Annotated in this window: 20 protein-coding genes and 2 pseudogenes; 16 read left to right on the top strand and 6 right to left on the bottom strand. The window is 39.4% G+C overall.

Annotated features, from left to right (window positions below; genetic code table 11):
• Positions 1-49: 49 nt before the first annotated feature.
• The gene (locus tag PVK79_RS16145; protein ID WP_257326178.1) at positions 50-1,762 is read left to right on the top strand and encodes an alpha-amylase family glycosyl hydrolase; all 1,713 of its coding nucleotides are present in this window, start codon (positions 50-52) and stop codon (positions 1,760-1,762) included.
• Here PVK79_RS16145 and PVK79_RS16140 read toward each other — a convergent pair.
• Positions 1,742-2,087 (bottom strand): annotated as a pseudogene (locus PVK79_RS16140) (tyrosine-type recombinase/integrase). The gene PVK79_RS16145 and the pseudogene PVK79_RS16140 sit on opposite strands and share 21 nt — an antisense overlap.
• A gap of 191 nt (positions 2,088-2,278) precedes the next feature.
• Complete coding sequence (locus tag PVK79_RS16135; RefSeq protein ID WP_257326177.1) at positions 2,279-2,749, bottom strand: phage integrase N-terminal SAM-like domain-containing protein; 471 nt, start codon at positions 2,747-2,749, stop codon at positions 2,279-2,281.
• A 248-nt stretch (positions 2,750-2,997) separates the two neighbouring features.
• On the opposite strand from PVK79_RS16135, the gene PVK79_RS16130 reads away from it, so the two are divergent.
• Both PVK79_RS16130 and PVK79_RS16125 read left to right on the top strand, forming a co-directional pair.
• The gene (locus PVK79_RS16130) at positions 2,998-3,183 is read left to right on the top strand and encodes a hypothetical protein (protein ID WP_257326176.1); all 186 of its coding nucleotides are present in this window, start codon (positions 2,998-3,000) and stop codon (positions 3,181-3,183) included.
• Positions 3,173-4,279 carry an LPO_1073/Vpar_1526 family protein gene (locus PVK79_RS16125; protein ID WP_257326175.1) on the top strand — a complete coding sequence of 369 codons (1,107 nt, stop codon included), beginning with the start codon at positions 3,173-3,175 and terminating at the stop codon, positions 4,277-4,279. The genes PVK79_RS16130 and PVK79_RS16125 overlap by 11 nt, the downstream gene beginning before the upstream one ends.
• A 51-nt stretch (positions 4,280-4,330) precedes the next feature.
• Here PVK79_RS16125 and PVK79_RS16120 read toward each other — a convergent pair whose 3' ends face one another.
• On the bottom strand, positions 4,331-5,599 hold the full coding sequence (locus tag PVK79_RS16120) for an IS110 family RNA-guided transposase (RefSeq protein WP_257326174.1): 1,269 nt from the start codon (positions 5,597-5,599) through the stop codon (positions 4,331-4,333).
• A 200-nt stretch (positions 5,600-5,799) separates the two neighbouring features.
• Here PVK79_RS16120 and PVK79_RS16115 point away from each other — a divergent pair.
• The 6 genes and pseudogenes from PVK79_RS16115 (at position 5,800) to PVK79_RS16095 (ending at position 11,098) form a co-directional block, all read left to right on the top strand.
• A protein-coding gene (locus PVK79_RS16115) for an IS3 family transposase (protein WP_257326173.1) occupies positions 5,800-6,959 on the top strand; the annotation gives its coding sequence in 2 pieces (ribosomal slippage) (positions 5,800-6,073 and positions 6,073-6,959; 1,161 coding nt in all).
• 129 nt (positions 6,960-7,088) lie between these two features.
• Positions 7,089-7,376, top strand: a complete 288-nt coding sequence (locus PVK79_RS16110) for a hypothetical protein (protein ID WP_257326172.1) — start codon at positions 7,089-7,091, stop codon at positions 7,374-7,376.
• Positions 7,377-7,995: 619 nt separating this feature from the next.
• Positions 7,996-8,952 carry an acyltransferase gene (locus tag PVK79_RS16105; RefSeq protein ID WP_257326171.1) on the top strand — a complete coding sequence of 319 codons (957 nt, stop codon included), beginning with the start codon at positions 7,996-7,998 and terminating at the stop codon, positions 8,950-8,952.
• A gap of 490 nt (positions 8,953-9,442) precedes the next feature.
• Positions 9,443-9,537: pseudogene (locus tag PVK79_RS23585) on the top strand (transposase); the annotation flags it as partial.
• Positions 9,538-9,794: 257 nt separating this feature from the next.
• Positions 9,795-10,238 carry an IS200/IS605 family transposase gene (gene tnpA, locus PVK79_RS16100; RefSeq protein WP_182700879.1) on the top strand — a complete coding sequence of 148 codons (444 nt, stop codon included), beginning with the start codon at positions 9,795-9,797 and terminating at the stop codon, positions 10,236-10,238.
• Positions 10,239-10,447: 209 nt separating this feature from the next.
• The gene (locus PVK79_RS16095) at positions 10,448-11,098 is read left to right on the top strand and encodes a YidC/Oxa1 family membrane protein insertase (RefSeq protein WP_257326170.1); all 651 of its coding nucleotides are present in this window, start codon (positions 10,448-10,450) and stop codon (positions 11,096-11,098) included.
• Positions 11,099-11,198: 100 nt separating this feature from the next.
• Here the strand turns inward: PVK79_RS16095 and PVK79_RS16090 are convergent, their stop codons facing one another.
• Positions 11,199-11,831 carry a trimeric intracellular cation channel family protein gene (locus PVK79_RS16090; protein ID WP_145233460.1) on the bottom strand — a complete coding sequence of 211 codons (633 nt, stop codon included), beginning with the start codon at positions 11,829-11,831 and terminating at the stop codon, positions 11,199-11,201.
• Positions 11,832-12,055: 224 nt separating this feature from the next.
• Positions 12,056-13,072, bottom strand: coding sequence for a LacI family DNA-binding transcriptional regulator (locus tag PVK79_RS16085; RefSeq protein WP_257326169.1), 1,017 nt, complete (start codon positions 13,070-13,072; stop codon positions 12,056-12,058).
• 339 nt (positions 13,073-13,411) lie between these two features.
• On the opposite strand from PVK79_RS16085, the gene glk reads away from it, so the two are divergent.
• From glk to PVK79_RS16050, 7 genes are all read left to right on the top strand, one after another.
• Complete coding sequence (gene glk / locus PVK79_RS16080; protein ID WP_145233464.1) at positions 13,412-14,410, top strand: glucokinase; 999 nt, start codon at positions 13,412-13,414, stop codon at positions 14,408-14,410.
• 35 nt (positions 14,411-14,445) lie between these two features.
• Positions 14,446-15,459: a LacI family DNA-binding transcriptional regulator gene (locus PVK79_RS16075; protein WP_145233466.1), complete on the top strand. Its 1,014-nt coding sequence runs from the start codon at positions 14,446-14,448 to the stop codon at positions 15,457-15,459.
• Between the two features lie 480 nt (positions 15,460-15,939).
• Positions 15,940-17,790: a phosphogluconate dehydratase gene (edd, locus tag PVK79_RS16070; protein WP_257326168.1), complete on the top strand. Its 1,851-nt coding sequence runs from the start codon at positions 15,940-15,942 to the stop codon at positions 17,788-17,790.
• Positions 17,791-17,822: 32 nt separating this feature from the next.
• Positions 17,823-18,443 carry a bifunctional 4-hydroxy-2-oxoglutarate aldolase/2-dehydro-3-deoxy-phosphogluconate aldolase gene (gene eda, locus PVK79_RS16065; protein ID WP_145233470.1) on the top strand — a complete coding sequence of 207 codons (621 nt, stop codon included), beginning with the start codon at positions 17,823-17,825 and terminating at the stop codon, positions 18,441-18,443.
• A gap of 18 nt (positions 18,444-18,461) precedes the next feature.
• Positions 18,462-19,466: a type I glyceraldehyde-3-phosphate dehydrogenase gene (gene gap / locus PVK79_RS16060; RefSeq protein WP_145233472.1), complete on the top strand. Its 1,005-nt coding sequence runs from the start codon at positions 18,462-18,464 to the stop codon at positions 19,464-19,466.
• 279 nt (positions 19,467-19,745) lie between these two features.
• A complete protein-coding gene (locus tag PVK79_RS16055; protein ID WP_257326167.1) occupies positions 19,746-20,870 on the top strand; it encodes a sterol desaturase family protein in 1,125 nt (374 codons plus the stop codon).
• 187 nt (positions 20,871-21,057) lie between these two features.
• Positions 21,058-22,812, top strand: coding sequence for a hypothetical protein (locus PVK79_RS16050; RefSeq protein WP_257326166.1), 1,755 nt, complete (start codon positions 21,058-21,060; stop codon positions 22,810-22,812).
• A gap of 198 nt (positions 22,813-23,010) precedes the next feature.
• Here PVK79_RS16050 and PVK79_RS16045 read toward each other — a convergent pair whose 3' ends face one another.
• On the bottom strand, positions 23,011-24,285 hold the full coding sequence (locus tag PVK79_RS16045) for a leucine-rich repeat-containing protein kinase family protein (RefSeq protein WP_257326165.1): 1,275 nt from the start codon (positions 24,283-24,285) through the stop codon (positions 23,011-23,013).
• Between the last annotated feature and the right edge of the window lie 22 nt (positions 24,286-24,307).

The following is a 24,307-nucleotide window of genomic DNA, read 5'->3' as shown; positions in this document are numbered from 1 at the left end:
CGTAGTGAAATACGGCTATATTATTTATAACAATAACAACGAGGCTGTAATGAAAACCTTTACTTTAAGCGCGTTGGCACTGGTACTCATGCTAACAGGCTGCCAAAGCGCACCATCATTAAATACCAACACTAACAACACCGAAATATCGCAATTAAACACTGAGCAACACGTAACGCCTTGGTGGCAAAATGCGGTATTTTATCAAATCTGGCCACGTAGTTTTTACGACAGCGATGCTGATGGCCATGGCGATTTTAATGGTATGACCCAAAAACTCCCGTATCTGCAAGAGCTCGGCGTTAACGCATTGTGGTTAACCCCGATGTTTGAAGCACCATCGTATCATGGTTATGATTTTACTGAATTTTACCAAGTAGAAAACGACTACGGCAGCATGGCAGAGTTTGAAGCCTTTATAAAAGCCGCTGATGATAAAGGCATGAAAGTCATACTTGATTTAGTTATAAATCATATATCAAGTAACCATGAATGGTTTCAGCGTTCAGCAAAACAACAAGCCCCTTATGCAGATTACTTTATTTGGCGCGACGATATGCCAAAAGCCGGTAGCGGTTGGGGCCACGCATGGAGTGATAACGACAAGCCCGATGCCGTATGGCATTGGAATGAAACACGCCAGCAATATTACTACGGCGCGTTTGGTGCCAGCCAACCTGACTTAAATATACGCCACCCTGATGTTATTGCTGAAATGGAAAAAATGGCTAAGTTTTGGCTTGATAAAGGCGTTGCAGGTTTTAGGTTAGACGCTGTGCGCTTTGCCATGGAAAGCGGCGGCAATGCACAGGCCGACACAGACGAAACCATAGCTTACTGGCAGCACTTTAATCAGTATGTAAAAAGTGTGAACCCTGAGGCGTATTTAGTAGGTGAAGCCTGGGCCGATATTCCTGTGGCAGCCAAGTATTATGGTGCAGGGAAGGGGCTTGATCAGGGCTTTGATTTTGAAGTGGGCTATAAAATACTGGGTTTGTTAAAACCAGATGCCAGTGGCGAAGCGCAATTTGGCACCATGCAATCTAACCAACAAATCAACGCAGTTGATGCCAATGTGCTCAAACAAAATTTACAGCAACGTATTGACTCAGCCGCACCGCTTGATTTTTTTGCGCCGTTTTTAACCAATCACGACCAAGAACGTATCGCTTATCAACTTGCAGAGCACGACGATAAAGCAAAACTTGCCGCTGCGATGTTATTTAGCTCCCCTGGTACACCGTATATTTATTACGGCGAAGAAATTGGCTTAACACAAGGTGGCACAGGCCATGATGTTTATAAACGTGCGCCTATGCAATGGGACAACAGCAATCAAGCCGGTTTTACCAAAGCTAAAACGAGCTGGGTTGAACAAAGTGAATTATTTGGTAAAGACTTTACCAGCTGGTGGCCTGAATTTTTAGCCGAGCAGCTTAGCGCAGGCGATCGCAATGTTAAAGTACAGCAAGCAGACTCTGATTCACTTTGGCGTTTATATCAGCACTTAATTTCGCAGAAAAAACAGCGCCCAGAGCTGGGTATAAAAGGCAGTTATGCGTTAAATCAATACGATAACGGCCTAGTTGAAATAACCCGCGAGTTAAACGGCAGTAAATCTATGTTTATACTTAATTTAACCGCTAAGTCACAAAGCATCAGCGGTATAAAACGTCAGGGGTTAACGCCTAGCTGGCAACACGACCTCAATGACGAGCAACTCGCAGCTTATGGTTTGTTGTTACTGAATAACACACTGTAAATAGGTTACACATAAATTGGGGTTAACATACGTTAGCCCCAATTCGTGAAAATGGGCTAATAACTCCGTTCCCCCCTGCTGCAAAACATGCGTATATATTTGTGTAGTCCGAACATCACTGTGGCCAAGTTGAGCTTGAACTGTTCTGATATCGGCGTAGGTGCGTTGCAAATGAATGACGTAAGGTATGCGGTGTAACGTGTTTATTAATTTTCGCATCGTTAGCAGCCTGTTTTACAGCGCGTTGTAATTGCTTTTCATCAATATGATGACGTCTTAGCAGTTTACTCTCGGGATCGATACTTAATTTATGTGATGAAAACAAATACTGCCAGCCTAGCTGTTTGTTATGCTGTGGGTATTTTTACGTAATAAGTGCGGCATATAAACGCCACTATATAAAGGGTTATTAAGATCCAGTTGTAGGTAACTATCAACTAATTGTATTTGCGTTTGCAACTGTGGAACAAGCTCTATTGCCAGTGTTACAACTCGGTTTTTGCCTCCTTTTCCATCTCAAATACGAATACAGTTATAGTCAAAATCAATATCTTGCACGCGTAAACGTAGTACCTCCATTAGCCGCATTCCACTTCCATAGAGAAGCCCACAAGGTAAATAATGTTTTGCAGAGCACACTTTAAAAAAATGATTTATTTCTTGCTGTGTTAAAACTACCGGTAGTTTAGTTGCTCGTTTGCTCATAACAAAATCTAATGATAACGAGAGTGGCTTGTTAATCACCTCTTTAAATAAAAAGCTTAACGCATTTAAGGCTTGTGTTTGCGTATTGGGTGCAATATTTAGTTGGTTAACTAGATGATTTAAAAATAGCTCAACTTCATTATTTCCCATTGTTGTTGGGTGTCGCATAGAGTTAAAGCGAATAAATGCAGCTATCCAGTATAAGTAAGCTTTAATGGTACTTTTAGCGTAGCGTTTTAAATACATTTGTTCGGCAATCATAGTTAAAAAAGGCGATTTCATAGTGTGAATCTCTAAAATAAGCTACTGTATATATAGACAGCAGCCTGCTTTTTGTCCAATATTATTGATCTCTCCCCTTTTGGTGTATTTCTCCATTTAGAGAATATGAGCGAAGTTAACTAATTGTTTACAGATGTTTATTTGAGAGATAAGATAAACCCATTGTAATATAAGGACATTTGTCGTTTTGTAAAAAGACAAATGTCGTAGACAAAGTTGTTATACATCGTTCAGTAAGGAGTACTGTTATGGCGTGGATTTTAGAAAATAAAGATTGGTTATTTAGTGGTGCTGCTATTGCACTACCGCTAGCAATTATTGGTTGGATATTTTCTTCTCGTAAAAATAGGCAAGTTCAAAAAGGCGGAGATAATTCTACAAATATACAGGTTGGTGGCAGCTTTAAAATAGGTGATAGCAAGGATGATGAATAGACAAAGCCAGAAAGGTGGAGATGGCTCTACAAATTTTCAGACTGAGCAAATGGTAGTACATGTAGGTATAGATGAAAAGCGCGCCCGCGAAGTGTTCCAAGAAATGAATTTACAGTTAAAAAGAGAATATACTCAAGAGGCATTAGATATTGCAAATGCACGAGTTACTGAGTTTGAAAATAGCCTTTTACCAAAAATGGAAAATGTAGAAGGGGCGCTAGAAGCTTTTTCAGATCCAAGTTTTCAACTTTTACTTGCCGATGCACAAAAAACAGCGGCAGCTACTGAAAGACCTGCGGACTATGATCTTTTATCTGAGTTACTTATTCATAGATTTAAAAAAGGGGAAGACCGTGTTGCTCGTGCAGGGATAAGCCTTGCGGTAGATATTATTGATAAAATTTCCGATGAAGCATTGCTTGGTTTAACTGTAGCTCATTCTGTTAGTAGCTTCTTACCTGCAAGTGGGGACATCCATCTAGGACTTAATACATTAAATGATCTATTTGGAAAAATATTTTATGGAATACTACCTTCTGGGCAAGAGTGGTTGGATCATTTAGACATATTAAATACTATTAGGATTAGTTCATTTGGTAATCTAAAGAAAACCCAAGAGTATTATTCAGATGTATTATCCGGCTACATTGATGGAGGTATTGAGAAAAACTCAGAAAATCAGACTAGAGCTTTCGAAATACTTGACCTTAATCGATTGCCAAGAAACATACTAATTGAACATAGTTTAAACAAAGATTTCCTAAGAATTCCGGTTACTAATCGAGCTCAAATTCAGAACTTAGTTTTGCAGCAAGTAGCGCATCGTGATGGTGCCCAGGTTATTATTCCAGTTCAACTAACAAATGAACAGAAAAACGCTATCGATTCCATCTATGGTATTTACTCTACAGATAGCAATATAAAACAAAATAATATCAGTCTATTTATGGATGAGTGGAACAAAAGAGATAATTTAAGAGTTCTTAAAGAATGGTGGGACAATATTCCAACAGTTATTTCTATAACCTCGGTAGGGAAAGTCTTAGCACAATCAAATGCACAAAGATGTGACAAAAACTTACCTCCACTTGATTAGTGAAGAATTAGAACAATTTATAACAACACGCCCTGAGGTGGACAGCAAGCACTAAAGCTCACTTTCCACCGCAAATTTTAACAGCGGTGACCCTTTACTTTTCAATGCCGTTAAGTAAGTTGATTCATCGTAGGGCGTGTGAGTTTTCCAGCATCTAAATAGGATTCGTATCCACTTAAATGCAAGCGCTCTGATGATGGTGTTATGGGGCTTTCCTTTTGCTTCTTGTTGCCGATAATAGGCTTTGGCCCAGAATGAATAACGCACAGAGAGTCCTGCCCATTCCACAAATGTTTGCCTTAAAAATGTAGTGCACGAGTATCGCCAATGTATCCATTCCTTCTTGCCACTGCGTTCGGTAACAGGGGCAATGCCTGCGTATTTTTGTATCTCAGCAGCGCACGAATAACGGTCACGATTAGACCCCATTGCCGCTAATAATCGAGGGGCTAATTGTGGCCCCGCACCGGGTAAACTATCAATAATAACGCGATCTTTATGTTGCCTGTAAAGTGTTTTAATTTCGTCATCAAATCGTGTGATTGCGAGCATTAGCTGTTTGAGTTGAGGAACAAGGCATTCAATAAGCAATAAATTGGGCGTGATCACAGCCATATCATCAGTGAGTATTTCAGCGTCCTTTATTTCTTTTATCCGTTTTTCATTCACGAGTGGGTAACGCGAGTTGTGTTGATTAAAAAAGTCGAGCAAGGTTTGCTTTCGTGCTTTTTTAGCTTGTGCAAGAGAAGGCCAACGTAGTAAGAAATCACAAAAGATTTGTGTGTATTTTTCTTTAAACCAATCAATCACATGAGGATAATAATTTTTTAGCGTTGTGGATATTTTATTGGTTAAATCAACACGCTCTTGTACTAATTTACGACGATATTCGACAAGTTGCGCAAGACACCTAACGTCCTCTGAGTCAGGCCTAATAACCGTTAATTTATCCATATGAAGTTGTAAAATTTCAACTTGAATAATCGCATCGGTAGGAGCATCTTTCGCTCCACTGTGCGTAAATGCTGCACGGTATTTTGCGACACTGGATGGATTAATCACAAATAATACGATGTGCTTAAATTTACTGAGAGCGTATATGAGTGGGCCTTTTTTAAGCTCACACGCGACAGCAACAGGTCTGCCGTTGTAGCGGTGTTTTAACTCAAGCGCCCATGCATTAATTGACTTAGGTTCAGATGAAATGACACTTAAAAGTTGTGTGTTTGTATCGCGATTTACTTCACAAATATCGTATTTACGGTCAGCCCAACCGATCCCGATAAGGGCAGCAAAATCTGAGACGTTAAAGGCTTCCATTTTGGGCCTCCTAGAGGTAAAGTGAAAGAGTAGATAGAGATAAATAGTGTTTCTCGCAGGTCTTATAGATAGTCGGCTCAACAACAATCCCTGAGTATGCGTATTGAAACAAATAACTCCTGCTGGTCCGAAAGTTGTAATGGTCTAATAAAACTGGACAGGTTTATAGCGTAAAATGAGCTAAACCAAAAGGTATCACTATGACCAGAAAATCAAAAGTAACACTCAGTGCACAACAAAAACTTGAATATGCCAAATTAATGGTAGAAGAAGGTTATACCAATAAGCAAATTGAAGAGATGTCTGGCGCAGGAAAGTCAGCTGTATCACGTTGGAAGCAACAATATTTATCTGAACTTGATGGTAAGAGTTCGGGAAATGTACAAGCACTCACACCTGAGCAGCAACGTATTCAAGTGCTAGAGAAGCAGCTACAGCGCGCTTTAAGGGATAATGATATATTAAAAAAAGCCACCGCTTTCTTCATTCGCGACAATCAAAATTTAAAGTAATTAAAGCGTTGAAGAAAGCGACCCCAAGTTATACGGTATCTGAGTTGTGTCGTGCTTTAGAAGTCAGTACAAGTAGTTATTATTATGCGCCCGTCACGCCAAATAAGTCAGAGCAGGCACTGCTGGCGTTAATTGAATCTATCGCTGACGATTCCGGTTATACGTATGGTAGACGCAGAGTGCACGTTGAATTGAATGCGTTAAATCATACGATTGGAATATATAAAACAGCGGCACTGATGAAAAAGTTGAATATAAAAGCCATCAGGCCGAAGAAAAAACATTACTACCCTAATTCAGGTGATGAACATAAGTACGCACAGAACCTCTTAAAACGAGAGTTTAACCCTGATTCACATAACACGCATTGGGTCGGTGATATTACCTATATTAGGAATCACCAAGGGTGGAGTTACTTGGCCTGTGTGTTAGATTTATCAACGAGGGAAGTTGTAGGGTATGCCTTATCAACAAGCCCAAATGCTGAATTGGCTATAGCAGCATTGAATAATGCTATTAAGCGTCAACAGCCGGTTCTTAATCAACTGATGTTTCATTCCGATCAAGGGTGTCAGTATTCTGCGGCCTCGTTTAGAGCTCGGTTATCACAACTAACTATAACGCAAAGTATGAGTCGTCGAGGTAATTGTTGGGATAATGCAGTAATGGAGCGATTTTTTAGAAGTTTAAAAACAGAGCGACTGAATCGCCTGTCATTTATAAATCATCATTCAGTTATAAGTGAGGTGGACAATTATATTCAGTTTTACAATTACAAACGTAGGCATTCTACGCTTAATTATATGACGCCACATCAGAAATATAATGAATTAAAAAATGCCGCTTAGAATCTCTACAGAATTTGTTGACCATTACACTTCGTTCGCTGGGACGCATACACGCGGGGCGGCTTCGCCATTATGCCTCACGTGCCTGCACCCGTTATTGAAAAGTTATATTTCACGGAGTACTCAAGCATGTGGGAACAACAAATAGTTTATTCTTTCGCATGGTTTCAGCCCGAAGAATGGCAGTGTTTAAAGGAAACAGTGGAAGACCCATCTACACTTGATGACACTTATCAAAAATGGCGGCACAATACTGAAAATGCCATTGGAGAACTCAGAGCCAATGACAAGCAGGTGCAGAAAATATCTATTAAAATTAGTAAATTACTAGTTTGGTGTGAATCTAAAGGTATAAAACCTGATAGTAAAGCTAGATCAGAATATGCAGCTTTTCTGGCGCAACAAAGAAGTAACTGAAATATAACACATATGAGCCTTAACTCTGTCAATAGGCACTAGTATTCTTTTTGACCGTTTTTAAGCAAGTTGCTTACGGCAAACACATATAAGGTGCGTTACGCAGTAATCGCTTATTGCGATCTCATCGCATCCAGGTTTTTCCCATATCCTTTTGGGGTCGGTAGGGCACTACTACTAAATGGATTTAGAAGGTAGAGCGAAGCAGGATGCCAGAGCCGAGACATTCATCGGTTAACCTCATCATGGCAATATTCAAGGCGGCTGGTTTCATTATTGGTAAAAGCATGAGTAGTTGACCTTGCGCGGACAAACGAAAGTGAATGCTTTCACTTCATACTGCGATAACTGTATTGCCTTGTTCATAATCTAGAAAAGCTGCAAAACACGATGCATTAATAAAGGTAAGCTGCTACCTCTCCAAATAAGCCACTCTAACACCTTGCAAAAAACAATTAAAACATAGCTAAGTCCTCTTTATTTTACGTGAAATAGCAGTAACTGATTGAATCAAAATAGGAACTCAGCTATGGTCGGTACATCAATAAAAATAAATTTAAAACGAGTAATTCAACTGGCTCGTTAGTTGTCACTAAATACCATATCTTTGGGGTCGATTTTGGAAAGAAATGTATCACTTGATTTTTTAAAGCTGTTTATGGCTTTTATGATTGTAGGTCTCCATGCTGGTTTTCTAAGTGAGTTTAGTAAATTAGGTGCATATTTATTTAACAATGGAATTTTTAGAATCGCAGTACCAGTATTCTTTGTTATTAATGGATTTTATTTTTATTCAACATTAATTAAAAATGCTCAACGAATATGGTTTAAGAGAGTTATTATACTTTATCTTGTTTGGATGGCTTTCTACTCCTTTTTTTGGTTTTCTATACCTGATATGTCAATAGTAAGTGTTTTAAAATTGGCCCTGAAGTTTTTAATGGGATATCACCATTTATGGTATATATCAGGATTGATAGGTGCAGCATTCACTATGTTATTATTAACTAAGCTCAGTACGAAATTAATAATTATGAGTATTGGAGCCACATTTTTAGTCGGGGTTCTAATTCAATATACTGGAAACTATCATGTTTTCCCAGATACTTACTTCGATAAGGTCTTTAACATAAATTGGAGTCACCGTAACTTTTTATTCTTTGCTTTCCCTTTCTTTGGTATTGGTTTTCTACTAAATAAGTATCAAATTCATAAGGTAGTACCGAATAATGTTATTTTACTAGGAACCTTCCTCGGGCTGTTGATGTTATTTTTTGAATCTTACATAAATTATTATCAACCTCACAGGGATGGAGGTTTTGATAATTTTTTAACGTTAATATTTGTTTGTCCATTAATTTTTATTTATTTTCAACAGCAGTATATAAAGGGCAGTACTAAAAATGTTGCTTTGTATTCTTCAGCCATATACTTCATACATTCTTTTGTGTTAAGTTTGCTGAGAAAAACAACTGAATTTGAGGGCGTATCTTTAACCTTATTAGCTATTATTATTTCAGTAATTACTTCAGTATATATAATTATTTTAAACAAAAGGGTCAAATGTATTCTGTAGCAACTAATCGGGTAGCCGGAGGTCTCTAACCTCCAGCCCCACATCACCCATCATGCGCTTTTTATTAACAGGAAATTCAATGGGCGGTTCATCTCCCTTAATGAATATTGATCCAAATATCTCTCAATGATACGAAATCTTGTGAGGCTAATAGTCATTGCCTAGCGCAATATTAATTCCTTTTGTGTTTGAGCTTTCGCTTTCAAGCGCCTACTTTTGGTAATGTTGATACCACACGCTATGGCGAGTCGCTCTCTAACACCCAATTTCATTAAACTGTGTACTTTATTTCGTGCTATACCTTATAAAGAGCGTCATTGCCGTCAGTAGCACATTCTTATCCTAAGGTGGTTCCAGTGATCTAAATCCATCGTTAGCTAATTCAAATGAAGGTCAAAATAGACAGCCAATGGGGCGACGACAACTTTTTCTTGAAGGAATGGTAAACGACTTGGTTGTATTGAATCTAATTCCTTAAGGTGAAAAGCGTAATATTACAGTTAACAAAGGAATGAATAAATTAAACTTACACGGTCAAACGAAAGTGAATGCCTTCACTTTATTCTGCGGCAACTGTATTGCTAAGTTCATAATATAGAAAAGCTGCAAAACACGATGCATTAATAAAGGTAAGCTGCTACCTCTCCAAATAGCCACTTAAACACCTGTCATACCTTGCAAAACGCCAATTAAAGCAACAACAAATCCTCTTTTTATATTTTACGTAGATCGAAGTAACCGATTGAATCAAAATAGGAACTCGCCTATGGTTAAACTATCAATAAAAATAAATTAAATCTCTTCGGGTTTATTCCCCGCCGCTTGCGGCGTAGTATTGAGTAATGAGCGAATTTATACATAAAAGCCACAATGTGACAGTTTTACTTTATCACTTAGTTTTCCCTGCAAAATATAGAAGAGCAGTTCTTGATGTGGGAGTTGATAGGGCAATCACAGAAATTTGTGTTGAAATAGAAAAACGTTACGAAATCAAATTTTTAGAAATTGGGACGGATGAAGATCATATTCATTTTTTAGTTCAGTCAGTACCAACCTACAGCATTACAAAGTTGGTAACGATGATTAAAAGTTTAACGGCAAGAGAGGTTTTTAAAAAGTGCCCTCATGTTAAAAAGCAGTTATGGGGTGGAGAGTTTTGGTCAGATGGTTATTTTGCAAGTACGGTAGGAAAACATGGTGACGAATCAATGATAAGAAAGTATGTGAAAAACCAAGGAAATAATTATGACCAACTCCATTCGGATCATCAGTTAGCTATGTTCTAACCAAATACCCCGCTCACGAAGTGAGTTCTGCGTTAGCATAAGGGCTTGCCCCGGGGATGTTTATTGTCTTTATCATGATAAAAAATAGCCTTATTTGGTAAATATCATTAAAAAAGATCCATCAGCGCGATAATGGACATTAATAAACTGCTTGACATAATATGTCGAGGTGTTTACTTTTAATACATCAAACTGAAAGGGAAGTGTAAATGGAACTTTGGAATTTTTTTACGAGCTTTATCGTGCAGTCTATCGCCTTTTTTACTCAAGAAGTCGGGCTAAGCCAAGCTTTAGCTATTATTTTATTCACACTAATTGGTCGCTTAGTTTTAATGCCGATTAACTTGTTAGCGATGGCCAAAACCATTAGTAACAAAAAGGCGATAGCTGTATTAAAGCCTGAGCTTGATGAAATAAAAAATAAATATAAAGATCAACCCAGTGCAATAGCTAAATCTACAATGGCGCTCTATAAAAAGCACAACATTAAATTTATTGATAAAAAGAGTGTGTTAAATATGGCAGGTCAGGGTTTATTTGGCTTTGGTACGTTTCAAGCTCTTCAACAAATCGTGTTTAATAGTAAGTTTGCGTGGATTGCGAGCATAGCAAAACCCGATATTGCACTTTCATTGTTGGTAGGTGTGATCACTTATTTTTCTATGGCGATGATGCCAGGAACTGCTGAGCAAACCAGTACTTTATTATTTATTATTCCTGCTGTTATTTGTGTTATTACCTTAATAAACTTCCCCTCTGCTATTGGTTTATATTGGGCAACATCAAGTGGTACAAGTTTATTGCAATCTTTATTACTCAATAATTACTTTCAAAATAAAACAGCCGTTAAAACTATTTAGTTTTAACGTATGAAAATAATATTTTTTGGCTGTTTCAATAGCCTAAAAAGTAATTGGACTATTGAAAAGCTTATGAGCAGGGGTTAATAAACGACTGCCTTTACTGTTCATTTTTCAAATTAGCTGGTTCTAATAAACTAAACGTAGGTAAGCGCCATTTGAAGCGTACCGATGCCATGCGTATTAAATACCCTACAACTAGGCTTGTAATAACGCTGATGTTGTCATCAATGTTGTAGTGGTGTAGTGCTAGATATAAACAAGCTACAATCAGCGCTACGCTGGCGTAAAGCTCATGATGTAATACTAGCGGCGCTTGGCGACAAATTAAATCGCGTAATAATCCACCAAATACGCCGGTAACAATAGCAGCGACTACACAAATACCATAGTGCAAACCCATATTAAGCCCCACTTGGCAGCCAATAATACTAAATGCGGCAAGCCCAAGGGCATCTAAACGCATAAAAATGCCTTTAAATTTAACCACCCATTTTGCAAGCCAAGTTGTAATAATACCGGCAACGCAGGTGATCAATAAATATTCTGGATGTTTTACCCAAGTTAAAGGGTAATTGCCAAGTAAAATATCGCGTACGCTGCCACCACCAATTGCAGTGGCACTAGCTACTAACATAACCCCAAACCAATCCATGTTTCTGCGCCCAGCACTCAGCGCACCGGTCATGGCTTCGGCTGTAATACCAATAATATAAACAATAGTTAATAGCATAAGATATTCACTTGAATTTTTAAGAGCAAAAATAAAAGTGCGATTGTAGAGAGAAAGTAATAAAAAGACGAGTGAGAAATTACACTAAAAATGCTCAGTTTCAGATAAAAAAAACTAATGTGAAATTAACGTGTGAATTGGCTGTTAATAGCACGTTTACCTAGCGTGTAATTATAAAAAAATAAGGACAAAAGACCGTAAATAATGTAATAAAATATATGTAGTTAGCTAGAACCTCGTGCAATTAATCGTGGCGTTAGTAGGGTGCTTTGTACTTGTTCACCACGAATTAGTTTTAGTAAGTTTTCAACTAGCATTTGTCCTGCAATTGTGGTGTTTTGCTCTATGGTTGTGAGTGGCGGGTTTACATAGCTGGCAATCGAAATATTATCAAAACCTATCACGGCTACATCTTTTGGCACGTTAATATTGGCTTCTTTTAAAGCGCGTATTGCACCTATAGCAATCAGATCGCTAGCTGCGAAAAGGGCATTAAAGGTAATATTGTTGGCAATAAGCGAACGTGTGGCATGATAACCAGACTCTTCGGTCGAAATTGCATTCGCTATTTTTCGCTCGCTTAAGGTAATAGCATGTTGTTTTAACTTGTCTTTAAAGCCATTAAAACGGGCAAAAAATTCAGGGCTATGATCAGATGCATCACCAATAAACGCGCAGTCTGTGCGGTTTTGGGTAATTAAATGCGTAGCAGCAAGTTGGCCGCCGCCATAGTTATCACAGCTAATTGTTAAATCGGCACGATTATCTACCGTTGCTCCCCAGCATACAAATTTGGTGTTTTGTTCAAGCAAGGTATTAAACTTAGGCTGAAAATCAATGTAATCGCCATAACCTAATAAAATAATACCATCAGCACGGTGACTGTCTTCGTAGTCCGCTTGCCAATCTGAGCTTGCAGATTGAAACGATACCAATAAGTCATATCCTTCTTTTGCGCAAGCACGCGTTATGCTGCCCAGCATCGCTAAAAAGAACGGATTGATTTGTGATTCATCTGCTGTGGGATCTTCAAACAGTAACAAAGCCAATGTACTACTTTGTTGAGTTCGAAGGTTACTCGCATTTTTATCTACTTTGTAGTTAAGCTGTTTGGCTACCTCAAAAACACGTTTGCGGGTTTCTTCGTTAACCAATGGACTGTTGCGCAAGGCGCGCGAGACAGTGGATTGTGATACCCCTGCGTAGTGTGCAATGTCAAACGATGTAGCTTTACCTTTCATACACAACCTAACTATTTCAATTAACTAAAGTGCAAATAACTCGTGTCATTCTCGTTTATTTGCTGATTTTTACAAGCTATTTATCAGTAATTTATCAGTAATTTAAAATTTTTATTGATTCAACCCTGACACCGGTGTCATAATGCGGGTGTTTTATCATTTTGTTGTCAAAACGTATTGGCTGCCCATTTAGTTGGGCAGCATTTTTTATACTAGAGTAACTACTTTGAGGTGATAGCTCAAAGTTTATCTCATAGCGATAGCAAGACCATTGAAATTAAAATAATAAGCACGGTTATAGCTAAGTATATAAACCGCTTAGACAAAAGAGAAAACACGATGAACTCCAAGCCAAATTCAGAATTCGATCCTATCTTAGTGGCCGACATCGGCGGCACTAATGCCCGTTTTGCTTTAATTACTGCTTTTAACCTACAAGAAAAACAATTCGTTATTGAGCATAATATCATTTTTCCCAGTGCCAATTTTGGTTCATTGGAAGCGGCAATAACGCATTATTTATCTCAAGTTAGTCATATTCAACCTCGACGCGCGTGTTTAGCCGTGGCTGGACCGATAAAAGCAGGCCAAGTACATTTAACTAATTTAGGTTGGCACTTTAGTGTCGAACAAGTAAAAGCTGAGTTTAATTTAGCTCAACTGGAAGTGATCAACGATTTTGCTGCGTTTGCCTATGCAGCACCTTATTTAGATCCACAACAAAACATTGCAGTTAAAGCAGGACAAGCCGATACTGATGCAAATATTGCAGTCATGGGTCCGGGCACTGGTTTTGGTGCGGCGTGTTTAGTGCGTACTAGCCAATCACGTGCTGTTTTGAGTTGTGAAGGTGGGCATATAACGTTGGCGTCAGTGAGTGAGTTAGATACTCAGCTGATCATCGAGTTACGTAAGCTATTGCCACATGTATCGGTCGAAACTGTATTTTCAGGGCCGGGTATTGCTCATTTGTATCAAGCCATGGCAGCTGTAAAAGGTGTCGATGCTAAGAATTTAACCGCTGCACAAATTAGCGAATTAGCAAATAGTGGTGAATGTGCCATTTGCGATGCTACGTTAAATCAATTTTGTGATTGGATTGGCAGTGTCGCAGGCGATTTAGCACTGGCATTTGGTGCGTTAGGTGGTGTGTATATTGGTGGCGGTATTTTACCGCGTATGCAAGCTCGTTTACTTGCTAGTCGTTTTGTTGAGCGTTTTGGTGCTAAAGGGATCATGTCGCAGTATGTGAGCCAAATACCAGTGACGTTAGTCACACAAGATAATATTCCACTTATTGGTGCTGCTGCATGTTTGCACGTCAATGAGCAGTCATAATACATCGCTCATAGGGGTGTTATTGGGAAGGTTGGATGAAGAAAGTTACAATAAATAGTGTTGCAAGTTATGCTGGGGTCTCTAAAAAAACCGTGTCTCGGGTTTTAAATAATGAACCTAATGTTAGTGATGCAACCCGTGAAAAAGTTCTTAAGGTTTTTAAAGAGCTAGATTACACTCCTAACCCGATCGCCCGCGGTTTGGCGCAAAATCGTAGTTTTATTATTGGTTGCATTTACGATAACCCGAGTAAAAGTTATATCACCCGGGTGCAAACCGGTGCGCTTGCTGCGTGTCAAGAAAACAACTATAACTTGTTGATCCACCCATGTGATTTACGTGGTGATGCGTTGATCAGTAATATTGAGCATTTACTACAATCTTCTCGTCTTGATGGCTTGGTATTGACGCCGCCATTTTCAGATTTTAAGGTATTAGTCGATTTTCTCAAAAGTAAAAAAATTCCGTATGCACGAGTTGCATCAGCAGTGCTTGAAGACGATTCAATTTCAGTACGCAGTAATGATGAGCAGGGCGCATTTGAGATCACTGAGCACTTAATTAAGCTTGGTCATAAAGCGATCGCGTTTATTAAAGGCCACCCAGATCACAGTGCCACTGAGCAGCGTTTCAAAGGTTATCGCAGAGCACTTAGTACGCACGGCATTGAATTTAATGAACGTTTGGTTGAAGAGGGTAACTTTAGTTATCATTCTGGGGTCGATAGTGCGCGCAGCATTTTAGACTTAACCCCACGTCCAACCGCGGTATTTGCATCAAATGATTACATGGCTGCGGCGGTATTAAAATTGGCAACACAACGTCAATTTAAAGTACCCGATGATATTTCTATCGCGGGGTTTGATAATGCGCCAATCGCTCGTCATATTTGGCCTGGTCTTACTACCATAGCGCAACCGGTTGAAGAAATGACTAAACAAGCGGTTACTAAATTGATTGAGCATATTGGTGATCCGCAAGAGCAACCGTATCAGGTTACGCTTGAAGCGCGATTAATCACACGCGAGTCTACCGCACAAGTTAGATAAAGGCTTTTCACAGTTGCCCGAGTTTGAGTGACGCTTACTCGGGCATTTTTTTGCTTAACAAAGTAGTCTGCATGTTGTTGCTATATGGGTTTTATTATCCGCTCATAGGTACTTGCGATTGATATTATTTCGATTATAAAAAGATATTATAATCAATACATTAAAGTAAAAACTCCTCACATTTTCCAGCACTCCAGCAACACAATTTAGTGACCAAGCTAGATCCCCTTATGAAAAATTATTTTCGTTCATTATTTGGTCATTTAAAATATTTAAACTAAATTTATAGGATAGGGTTGACACCGGTGTCACAGTCATGCGTTAATACAGTGACACCGGTGTCAGGTTGGTTGTGAGAGACAACCTGCCAACGTATACCTTTGAACGGGTAAATCAAAGATGCTCAGTGCAAGTTCATTCGTGGAGTATGCACTTGCCACTGAGCCTTTATCCTCTAACCTTAGAGATGAGTCGAATTTTATGTTACATCCTCGTATTCAAGAAGTCACCGAACGCGTCATTGAACGCAGTAAAGCTACTCGCCAAGCCTATTTAGAACGCATCAATCATGCAAAAAAACAAACAAGAGTTCGTTCTGGTTTAGGTTGTGGCAATATCGCCCATGTTATGGCTGCGTGTAGCAGTGATGATAAAGCACGTTTAAAAGCTGATGAGCAACCAAACTTAGCGATTATCAATTCATATAACGATATGCTATCTGCGCACGTGCCATACAAAGATTATCCAGATTTAATTAAAGATATTGCTACAAAGTACGATGCCACAGCTCAAGTTGCAGGCGGCGTGCCAGCCATGTGTGATGGCGTAACTCAGGGCCGTGATGGCATGGAGTTATCACTTTTTTCTCGTGATGTAATTGCGATGTCGACAGCTATTTCATTATCACACGATGTGTTTGATGGCGTATTTTGCTTAGGCGTGTGTGACAAAATTGTCCCTGGTCTATTAATTGGTGCTTTATCATTTGGTCATCTACCGGTGTACTTTTTGCCAGCAGGCCCGATGCAGTCAGGCATTCCAAATAAAGAAAAAGCCCGTATTCGTCAAAAGTTTGCTCAAGGCTTAGTAAGCCGTGATGAGCTTTTAGAAGCGGAGAGTGCGTCTTATCACAGCGCGGGTACTTGTACGTTTTACGGTACTGCAAACAGTAACCAAATGTTGATGGAAATTATGGGCTTGCACCTTCCTGGTAGCTCGTTCATCAATCCATATACAGAATTGCGTGATGGTTTAACCGGTAATGCGGTAGAAACCATGCTTAAACAATTGATTCAAAGAAAAGATGCTAATTGCTTAGCGGATGTTGTAACTGAAAAAACCATTATTAATGGTTTAGTTGGTTTGTTAGCAACGGGTGGCTCTACGAATCATGCAATCCACTTAGTGGCAATTGCCAAAGCGGCAGGCGTTGAGCTGACATGGAAAGATATGTCGGATTTATCAGAAGTGGTGCCACTGCTAACACGTATTTATCCAAATGGTTCTGCTGATGTAAATCATTTCCAAGCAGCCGGCGGCATGGGTTTCCTTATGAGAGAACTCGTTGGTGCAGGGTTCTTGCACAATGACGTTAAAACTATTGTTGGCGAAGGTCTCGAGGCGTATACCCAAGAACCACGTTTAGATACTGACAGTAACCTGATCATGACGAGCGCAACAGGCCCAAGCAAAGTTAAATGGGTACCGTGTCCAGAGAATTCATTAGACGAAGATGTACTTCGTCCAATTGACAACCCATTCAGTAAACAAGGTGGCTTACAGTTACTAACTGGTAACTTAGGTAAAGCCGTGATCAAAGTGTCTGCGGTTGCAGTTGAACATCAAGTTGTTACAGCACCAGCAAAAGTTTTTGCTTCACAAAGTGCATTACAAGAAGCCTATACACGCGGTGAGCTAAACCAAGACTTTATTGCTGTACTGAAAGAGCAAGGTCCGAAAGCTAAAGGCATGCCAGAGCTGCATAAGCTCACGCCAGTAATGGCAACCTTGCAAGATGAAGGTTACAAAGTAGCGATCGTAACTGATGGTCGTATGTCAGGCGCATCAGGTAAAGTGCCAGCGGCAATCCACTTAGCACCAGAGGCTGTTGAAGGCGGCATTATTGCTAAGATTCAGGAAGGTGATTTAATTACTCTTGATGCACCAGCAGGTATCTTAAAAGTACATGTAAGTGATGAAGAATTAGCACAACGTGAATTACAACTTAGCGTACCTAGCTTAACGTTTGGTACGGGCCGAGAGTTGTTCACCGGATTTAGAAATATCGTAAGTAGCGCAGACATGGGCGCTAGCGCCTTTGGAATAGAATAATAATTCGCCAAACTGGGTATGAGGAACACACTATGAGCATAGAAAAAATATTATCATCGGCACCGGTAGTGCCAGTGGTGGTAATTGATAATTTAGAAGATGCAGCGCCACTAGCAAGAGCGCTATATAACGGCGGTCTAAAAGCACTTGAAATTACACTGCGTACACCGATTGCTGCAGAAGCTGTAAAGCTAATGAAAGCCGAAGTACCAGAAGCCTATGTTGGCACCGGGACTGTGGTAGATAAAGCAAGCTTTGATGCATCAGTTGCCGCAGGTGCTGATTTTATGGTGAGCCCAGGCGTAAATGATGAACTTTTAGCACTGGCAAAAGGCACTGATATTCCATTTCTACCGGGCGCCGCAACGCCAAGTGAAGTGATGAAATTAGCCAGTCACGGATTTAAGTTTTTAAAGTTTTTTCCAGCAGAAGCTGCAGGTGGAACAGCAATGCTTAAATCGATTGGTGGGCCATTACCACAAGTAACATTTTGTCCAACCGGTGGCATTAGCCTAGCAACAGCGCCAAGTTACTTAGCACTTAGCAATGTTATTTGTGTTGGTGGTACCTGGATGCTAGATAAACAACTAATTGAAAATAAAGACTGGCAAGCCATTGAAGCGCTTGCTCGCCAAGCAAGTGAAGTTAAATAATTTAAGTGGAGTTTTGAAATGATTAATGTAGCAATTAATGGCTATGGCCGTATCGGTCGCAATGTTCTACGCGCGCTTTATGAGTCTGCACAAAATAATGAAATTAAAATTGTCGCAATTAACGACTTAGCACCCGCTAATGTTAATGCACATTTAACACAATATGATTCAGTGCATGGGCAATTTTCTCATAAAGTAACGCTTGCTGATAACACCATGCTGATTGGCGACGACGTTATTACTCTTACCCAAGAACGCGATCCAGCTAACCTACCATGGAAAGCATTAAACGTTGATATCGTTTTAGAATGTACGGGTTTTTTCACTAAGCGTGAAGATGCTGCAAAACATATTACAGCGGGCGCGAAAAAAGTAATCGTTTCAGCCCCTGGTACTGATTTAGATGCAACTGTTGTTCACGGTGTAAACAGTGATGTGATCACTGCAGATAGCAACATTATTTCTAATGCTTCATGTACAACTAACTGTTTAGCACCAATTGCCAAAGCAATTAACGATACAGTCGGTATTGAGCAAGGTAGCATGACGACAATCCATGCTTACACTAATGACCAAAACTTGTCAGACGTTTATCATCCTGATCTGTATCGAGCGCGAAGTGCAACGCAGTCAATGATCCCAACTAAAACTGGTGCTGCTAAAGCGGTTGGTTTAGTGTTACCTGAGCTTGCTGGTAAACTTGATGGTATGTCAGTTCGTGTACCTACAATCAACGTATCATTGGTTGATTTTACGTTTATTACAAAGCGTGAAACAACTGCTACAGAAATCAATGAAATCATGAAAGCAGCATCTGTTGGTTCTATGAAAGATATTTTACAATACAACGAGCTACCGCTTGTTTCTATTGACTTTAACCATAACCCAGCGTCGTCAATCTTTGATTCTACGCAAACGAAAGCTGATGGCAAACTAGTTAAAGTGATGGCTTGGTATGATAACGAATGGGGGTTCTCAAACCGCATGTTAGACCAAGTTAAAGCGTTAGGTCAGTACTTGTAATAAGTACCACGTAAAAATTTAGCTTTATCCAACCAAGCCGCGACTATCGCGGCTTTTTTGTGTCTAGCGCTGGGCTGTAGATATGGTATTCTGCGAGCTGTTTTAATACCAATCGACTTAAATATTTAACCATTCTAGCGAGCTAAATAAAGCGCTAACTGCGTTATGATTTTCATGTAGAACAACTACATGTCAAAATTTACGCCTTGTTATCACTGTATTTATCTGTCGCTATAAATGGTCAGTAACTTAACACGATTGGTATAAAAGGAATTACTAATGAAAAATACTCTAAAAACTCACCTGTTCCGTACTAACCACCTACAAATAGGTGAAGGTAATATTAGCGGTTATATCGGCTGCTTTTTAGCGATGCTGTCTTGTTTAGGCGTGCTCGCCTTTCATTTTCCAGAATATTTAACCACACCGGAACTGAGAAAGAGCTACAGTGTAGAATTTTTACGTCAACTGATGTTTGGTGGGCTTATCGTGGCCGGTAGTTTGGGATTACTTAACTTTGTACGTAACAAAAATAAACGTTTAGGTGCAACTGCGTGGTTTTTTATTGTGCTGGCCATTGCGTTTGGCGGCCCTAATGTTGAGGTGAATGATTTTGCTGATAACACACCCTATATAGGCCTAGACTGGTTTATATTAGATTTATTGGGTTCAACCTTAATATTTATTCTCATTGAAAAGCTGTTACCGCACCGCAAAGAACAAAAGATATTACGCAGTGAATGGCGCGGTGATCTAAACCACTTTTTTGTTAACCATTTGATTATTGGGTTTGTGTTATTAGTGACTAATCACTTTGTGCACTATGGTTTTGGTTGGGCAGTGTCAAGCACTGTGCAGGGCTACATCAGTCAATTACCTTTTATATTGCAAGTGCTGTTAATTATTTTAGTCGCTGATTTGATGCAGTACTTTGTACACCGCGCTTATCATGAAGTGCCTTATTTATGGCGTTTTCATGGTATTCATCACAGTGCAAAAGAAATGGACTGGCTTGCAGGCTCTCGCCAGCACATTTTAGAGATTTTAGTGACGCGCAGTCTAGTACTTACGCCTATTTTCGTGCTGGGTTTTTCGCAACAAGTGATCAGCTTATATGTGATAATCGTGGGTTTTCAGGCGGTATTTAACCATGCCAATGTACGGGTGAAATTTGGTTGGTTGAAATATTTATTGGTTACGCCACAGTTTCATCATTGGCATCACTCTTCAGATAAAGCGGCCATTGACCGTAATTATGCTGCGCACTTTTCATTGTTAGATTATGTTTTTGGCACAGCCGTAAAAGGCCAACAAGAATGGCCAGAAGCTTATGGCGTAGTCGGGGACTATGTACCAACTGGGATGTTAAAACAGCAGCTGTTCCCGTTTAAAAAGCAAAAATAGTCGCGATATGGGAATCCTTTGAATTTAGTGTTTTCGATAGTAGTCATATTTTATCGAGTATTGGTATGGACAGATAATAACAAAAAAATATATTGCTAAAAAAGGTACTGGTAGTAATAATTGATAACTGAAGGAATATGTATTACTAGCGACTTTTTTGAAACTAATTAAACACAAGGATTCTATTTTGCAATTTAAATTATTATTAACGAGCTTATCTATTTTAGCTGCAAGTGGATGCGGTGGCTCTTCTGGAGACAGTCAAGACACAAAGCCACCTGCTATTTCAGAGCAAACGTTTACGCTCAAAATAACAGCCAATGGTGTTGCCGCAGGACTTGAAGTGTCATGGATGGATAACAAAGTGAAGCTTACTGCAGACAAGGCTATTGAACTGAGCGCAACGTCAAAAACATTTGTACAACCAACCTTATTAGCTATACCAGAAAGTATCACGTGCGACACACAGCTGAGCAATACAACAACGTTGAATTATAGTCTTGCTGTTAAATGTGTATCTTCTCAGGTGACTTTTGCACAAACAACCCCTTATTCATACCCTGTAACTATTCGTTATGGCGAGCAAAGTATTCAGTTAAAAGACTCTCCGGTCTCGGTTCCACCACTTACAATGATTGAGCCTGAAATTACAGCGCTTGGTGGGCCACAGATTTGCGAAGTTGATGACATCTCTAATCTTAAGTTTAAAGTAGCTTGTCGTCCTTATACTGTGGTGTATGAAAAACGTAAATTATATTTGGTGTTTAGTGAACAAGAAAAGCAATTATTGTTTGATAACCCCGACAAAGAGCTGTTAATTGAATCTGAATATTTATGGTTTGATGAGCAAGTTTGGTTTATTACTGAAGGCGCCTCTACGCAATACAAATTACACTCAGCCTCTTTTAATAACGGCCAATTAGGTAATTATAAAATCCATGATATTAACGCTTCAGGTCTAGCTATTTCAGGCGGTAAACTATTTGCGTTAACGTCTTTTCCTGATGGTGTTTATAGTTGGCAAAGTGGTAAATGGAAAGCAGTATCTAACCTAATCAACGATGGGGTTTTGCAAAGTGAATTTATTGCAAATAATCAAGACCTTTATCTAGCGCTTGAAGATAATAATGAGGTTTCATCAAAATCGTATATACAGATAATAAATGCTCAGATCCGAGGGAAAACTGTATTGAGTAAGCAGATCACTACATTTAGTCATACACCTTTTTTTGAATATGATGACATCACATTTGGTCTAGGTTTTGGTACTGATGAGCAGTTGCTTATAAATGTAATGGACGTTATACCAAGTGCGCGCGATGACGCTGTGTTTTCATTGAATAATGTACGCAGTGCTACTATTTGGCAAAATGGTAATAACCAGTTTTTATTTACAAACCAAGACAGTGGCATTGAACAGTTTAAATTTACACGAGAACAAGTAGAGACAAGTACTGCATTCGATTTAACCGCGTTAAGACAAACAACTCCTGATTGGATTGGCGGCGACTTAGATACTTTACTAGCGGGTGATTTTGTTGAGACAGCATCGATAAAATATGCCGTGCTTAAATATTTACGTAAGGCTGGTACAGAGCAGTCAGAATTGCAATTGCAATCACGGTTAAATACCACTCAACCGATCAGAGTTTATAATGAAACATGGCGCACAATTGCGAGTTATGCACGAAGTAATACTAAAAAAATAACTCCTATTGTGAGTGAACAAGGCTATTTATTGGTTTATGTAGGTGATGCGTCATCTAATCAATCTACGGGGCAACTGTGGGCCCTATCAGCGGATAAAGAGTATTTGATCAAAGCTGATGTGTCATGGGAAAGTTATTCAATGAAAGACTTTCATTTTGAGACTATTTCTGAAAAACACCTTGTGGTGTATAGCGAATTTGCCAACGAAGTCATTACAATAACGCTTGATTAACGCTATTTTATTAACCAACTGAGCTTTGGGTGAATTAGTTTGACCAAAGCTCAGTAAAATTACTGATATTATAAAAGCATACCAGACACGAAAGCCATATAAGTAGACCAAGGCTTATTTATATTCAGTTTTATTTTATAGCTATGTAGCAAAGCAAGGCGGTAAAGCACGACTCAGAGGTAGAGTCGCGCATAAAAGTTATAGTTTTTCTATTAGTGCTTTAAGAGTTGGTCGTTGGCTCATATCTGCATTCATACATTGTTGAGCAAGTTTTCTTAGCTGTGTTGCATCGCTCGTAACTTCAGAACACACGCTCAGTAAATCATCAATTAAGCAGCCAATCGCTCTGACTTCAATACGCTGCATTTGTTGGCGCTGATAGTCGGTCAGAGAGTCTAAGTTAGTTGCTGCGCCAAAGTCACCAAACAATACTGTGTATTCATCGTTTATCATGGTGTTGTGCGCATATACATCGCCATGACTTACGTTGTTGATATGTAAGTGGGCAAGGGTGCTGACCATTTGCTTAGCTATGTGTTTAATGGCGTGAGCAGTAAACTGTGTATGCTCAAAAAAGGTATCGCGGGTGCAAGTATCAAGTGACGGCGGTAAGCCGAGGTTTTGATAGTCCTTGCTGATAAGCTCCATAACCAGACCAAGTTGCTCTGGGTTATCGATATAGGCGAGAACGTTTATTAGGTTTTTATGTTCGCCCGCTTGCAAGCAACAGTTTACTTCATCAAGTGGATAGCCATCACTGGTGATCGCGCCTTTAAACAGTTTTAACGCCACATTATTGTGCTGCCACTGTGCTAAGTGAATAATCCCAGACGCACCTTCACCAATTTTTTCAACAAGTGAAAACTCGTTTAGTTGTATGGCTGCTAATTGAACTTGTTGTAAACTTTGTGCTTTATTAAAGTCATTGCCTGCAAAAGCCAGCCAACTGAGTTTTGGTAATTCAAACAGCCAGTCATTAACATCAGTTAAGTTATTCGCAGATAAACGCACGAGTTCAAGCGCTTGGCACTGCTGCATGCTGTGTGGCAAAGTCGTTAGTCGATTACCAGCAAGGGCAAGTTTACGCAGTTGCGTAAGTTCACCAAAAGAGTCTGGCAATTGTTCAATATGGTTGTCAGTTAAAATTAACCATTGTGTCGAAAGCGGCAAACTATGCTCGGCAAATTCACTGATTTTATTGCCTTTAAATGCAATCATAATAAGGGAAGGGCATTTTGCCAATACAGCAGGAACATGCTGGAACTGATTGAATGATAAAAACACCCGCTTTAATTTAGTTAAACTAGCAAATTCGTCGGGCAAATCAGATAAGTTATTATTTGATAAATCGAGTACTTCGAGGGTATCTGCAAGGGTAAAAATTTCGTCTGGGAATGTGGTTAGCTCTTCAACTAGCTGTAAACGTTTAGTGCCAGCTAATTTACCACTACGAAGCTGTTCAACGGTATTCAAAATACAAATCCATTTATTTAGG

It is taken from the genome of Pseudoalteromonas rhizosphaerae, assembly GCF_028885455.1.
Lineage (GTDB): Bacteria > Pseudomonadota > Gammaproteobacteria > Enterobacterales > Alteromonadaceae > Pseudoalteromonas > Pseudoalteromonas rhizosphaerae.
This window is presented reverse-complemented; position numbering and strand designations above follow the sequence as displayed.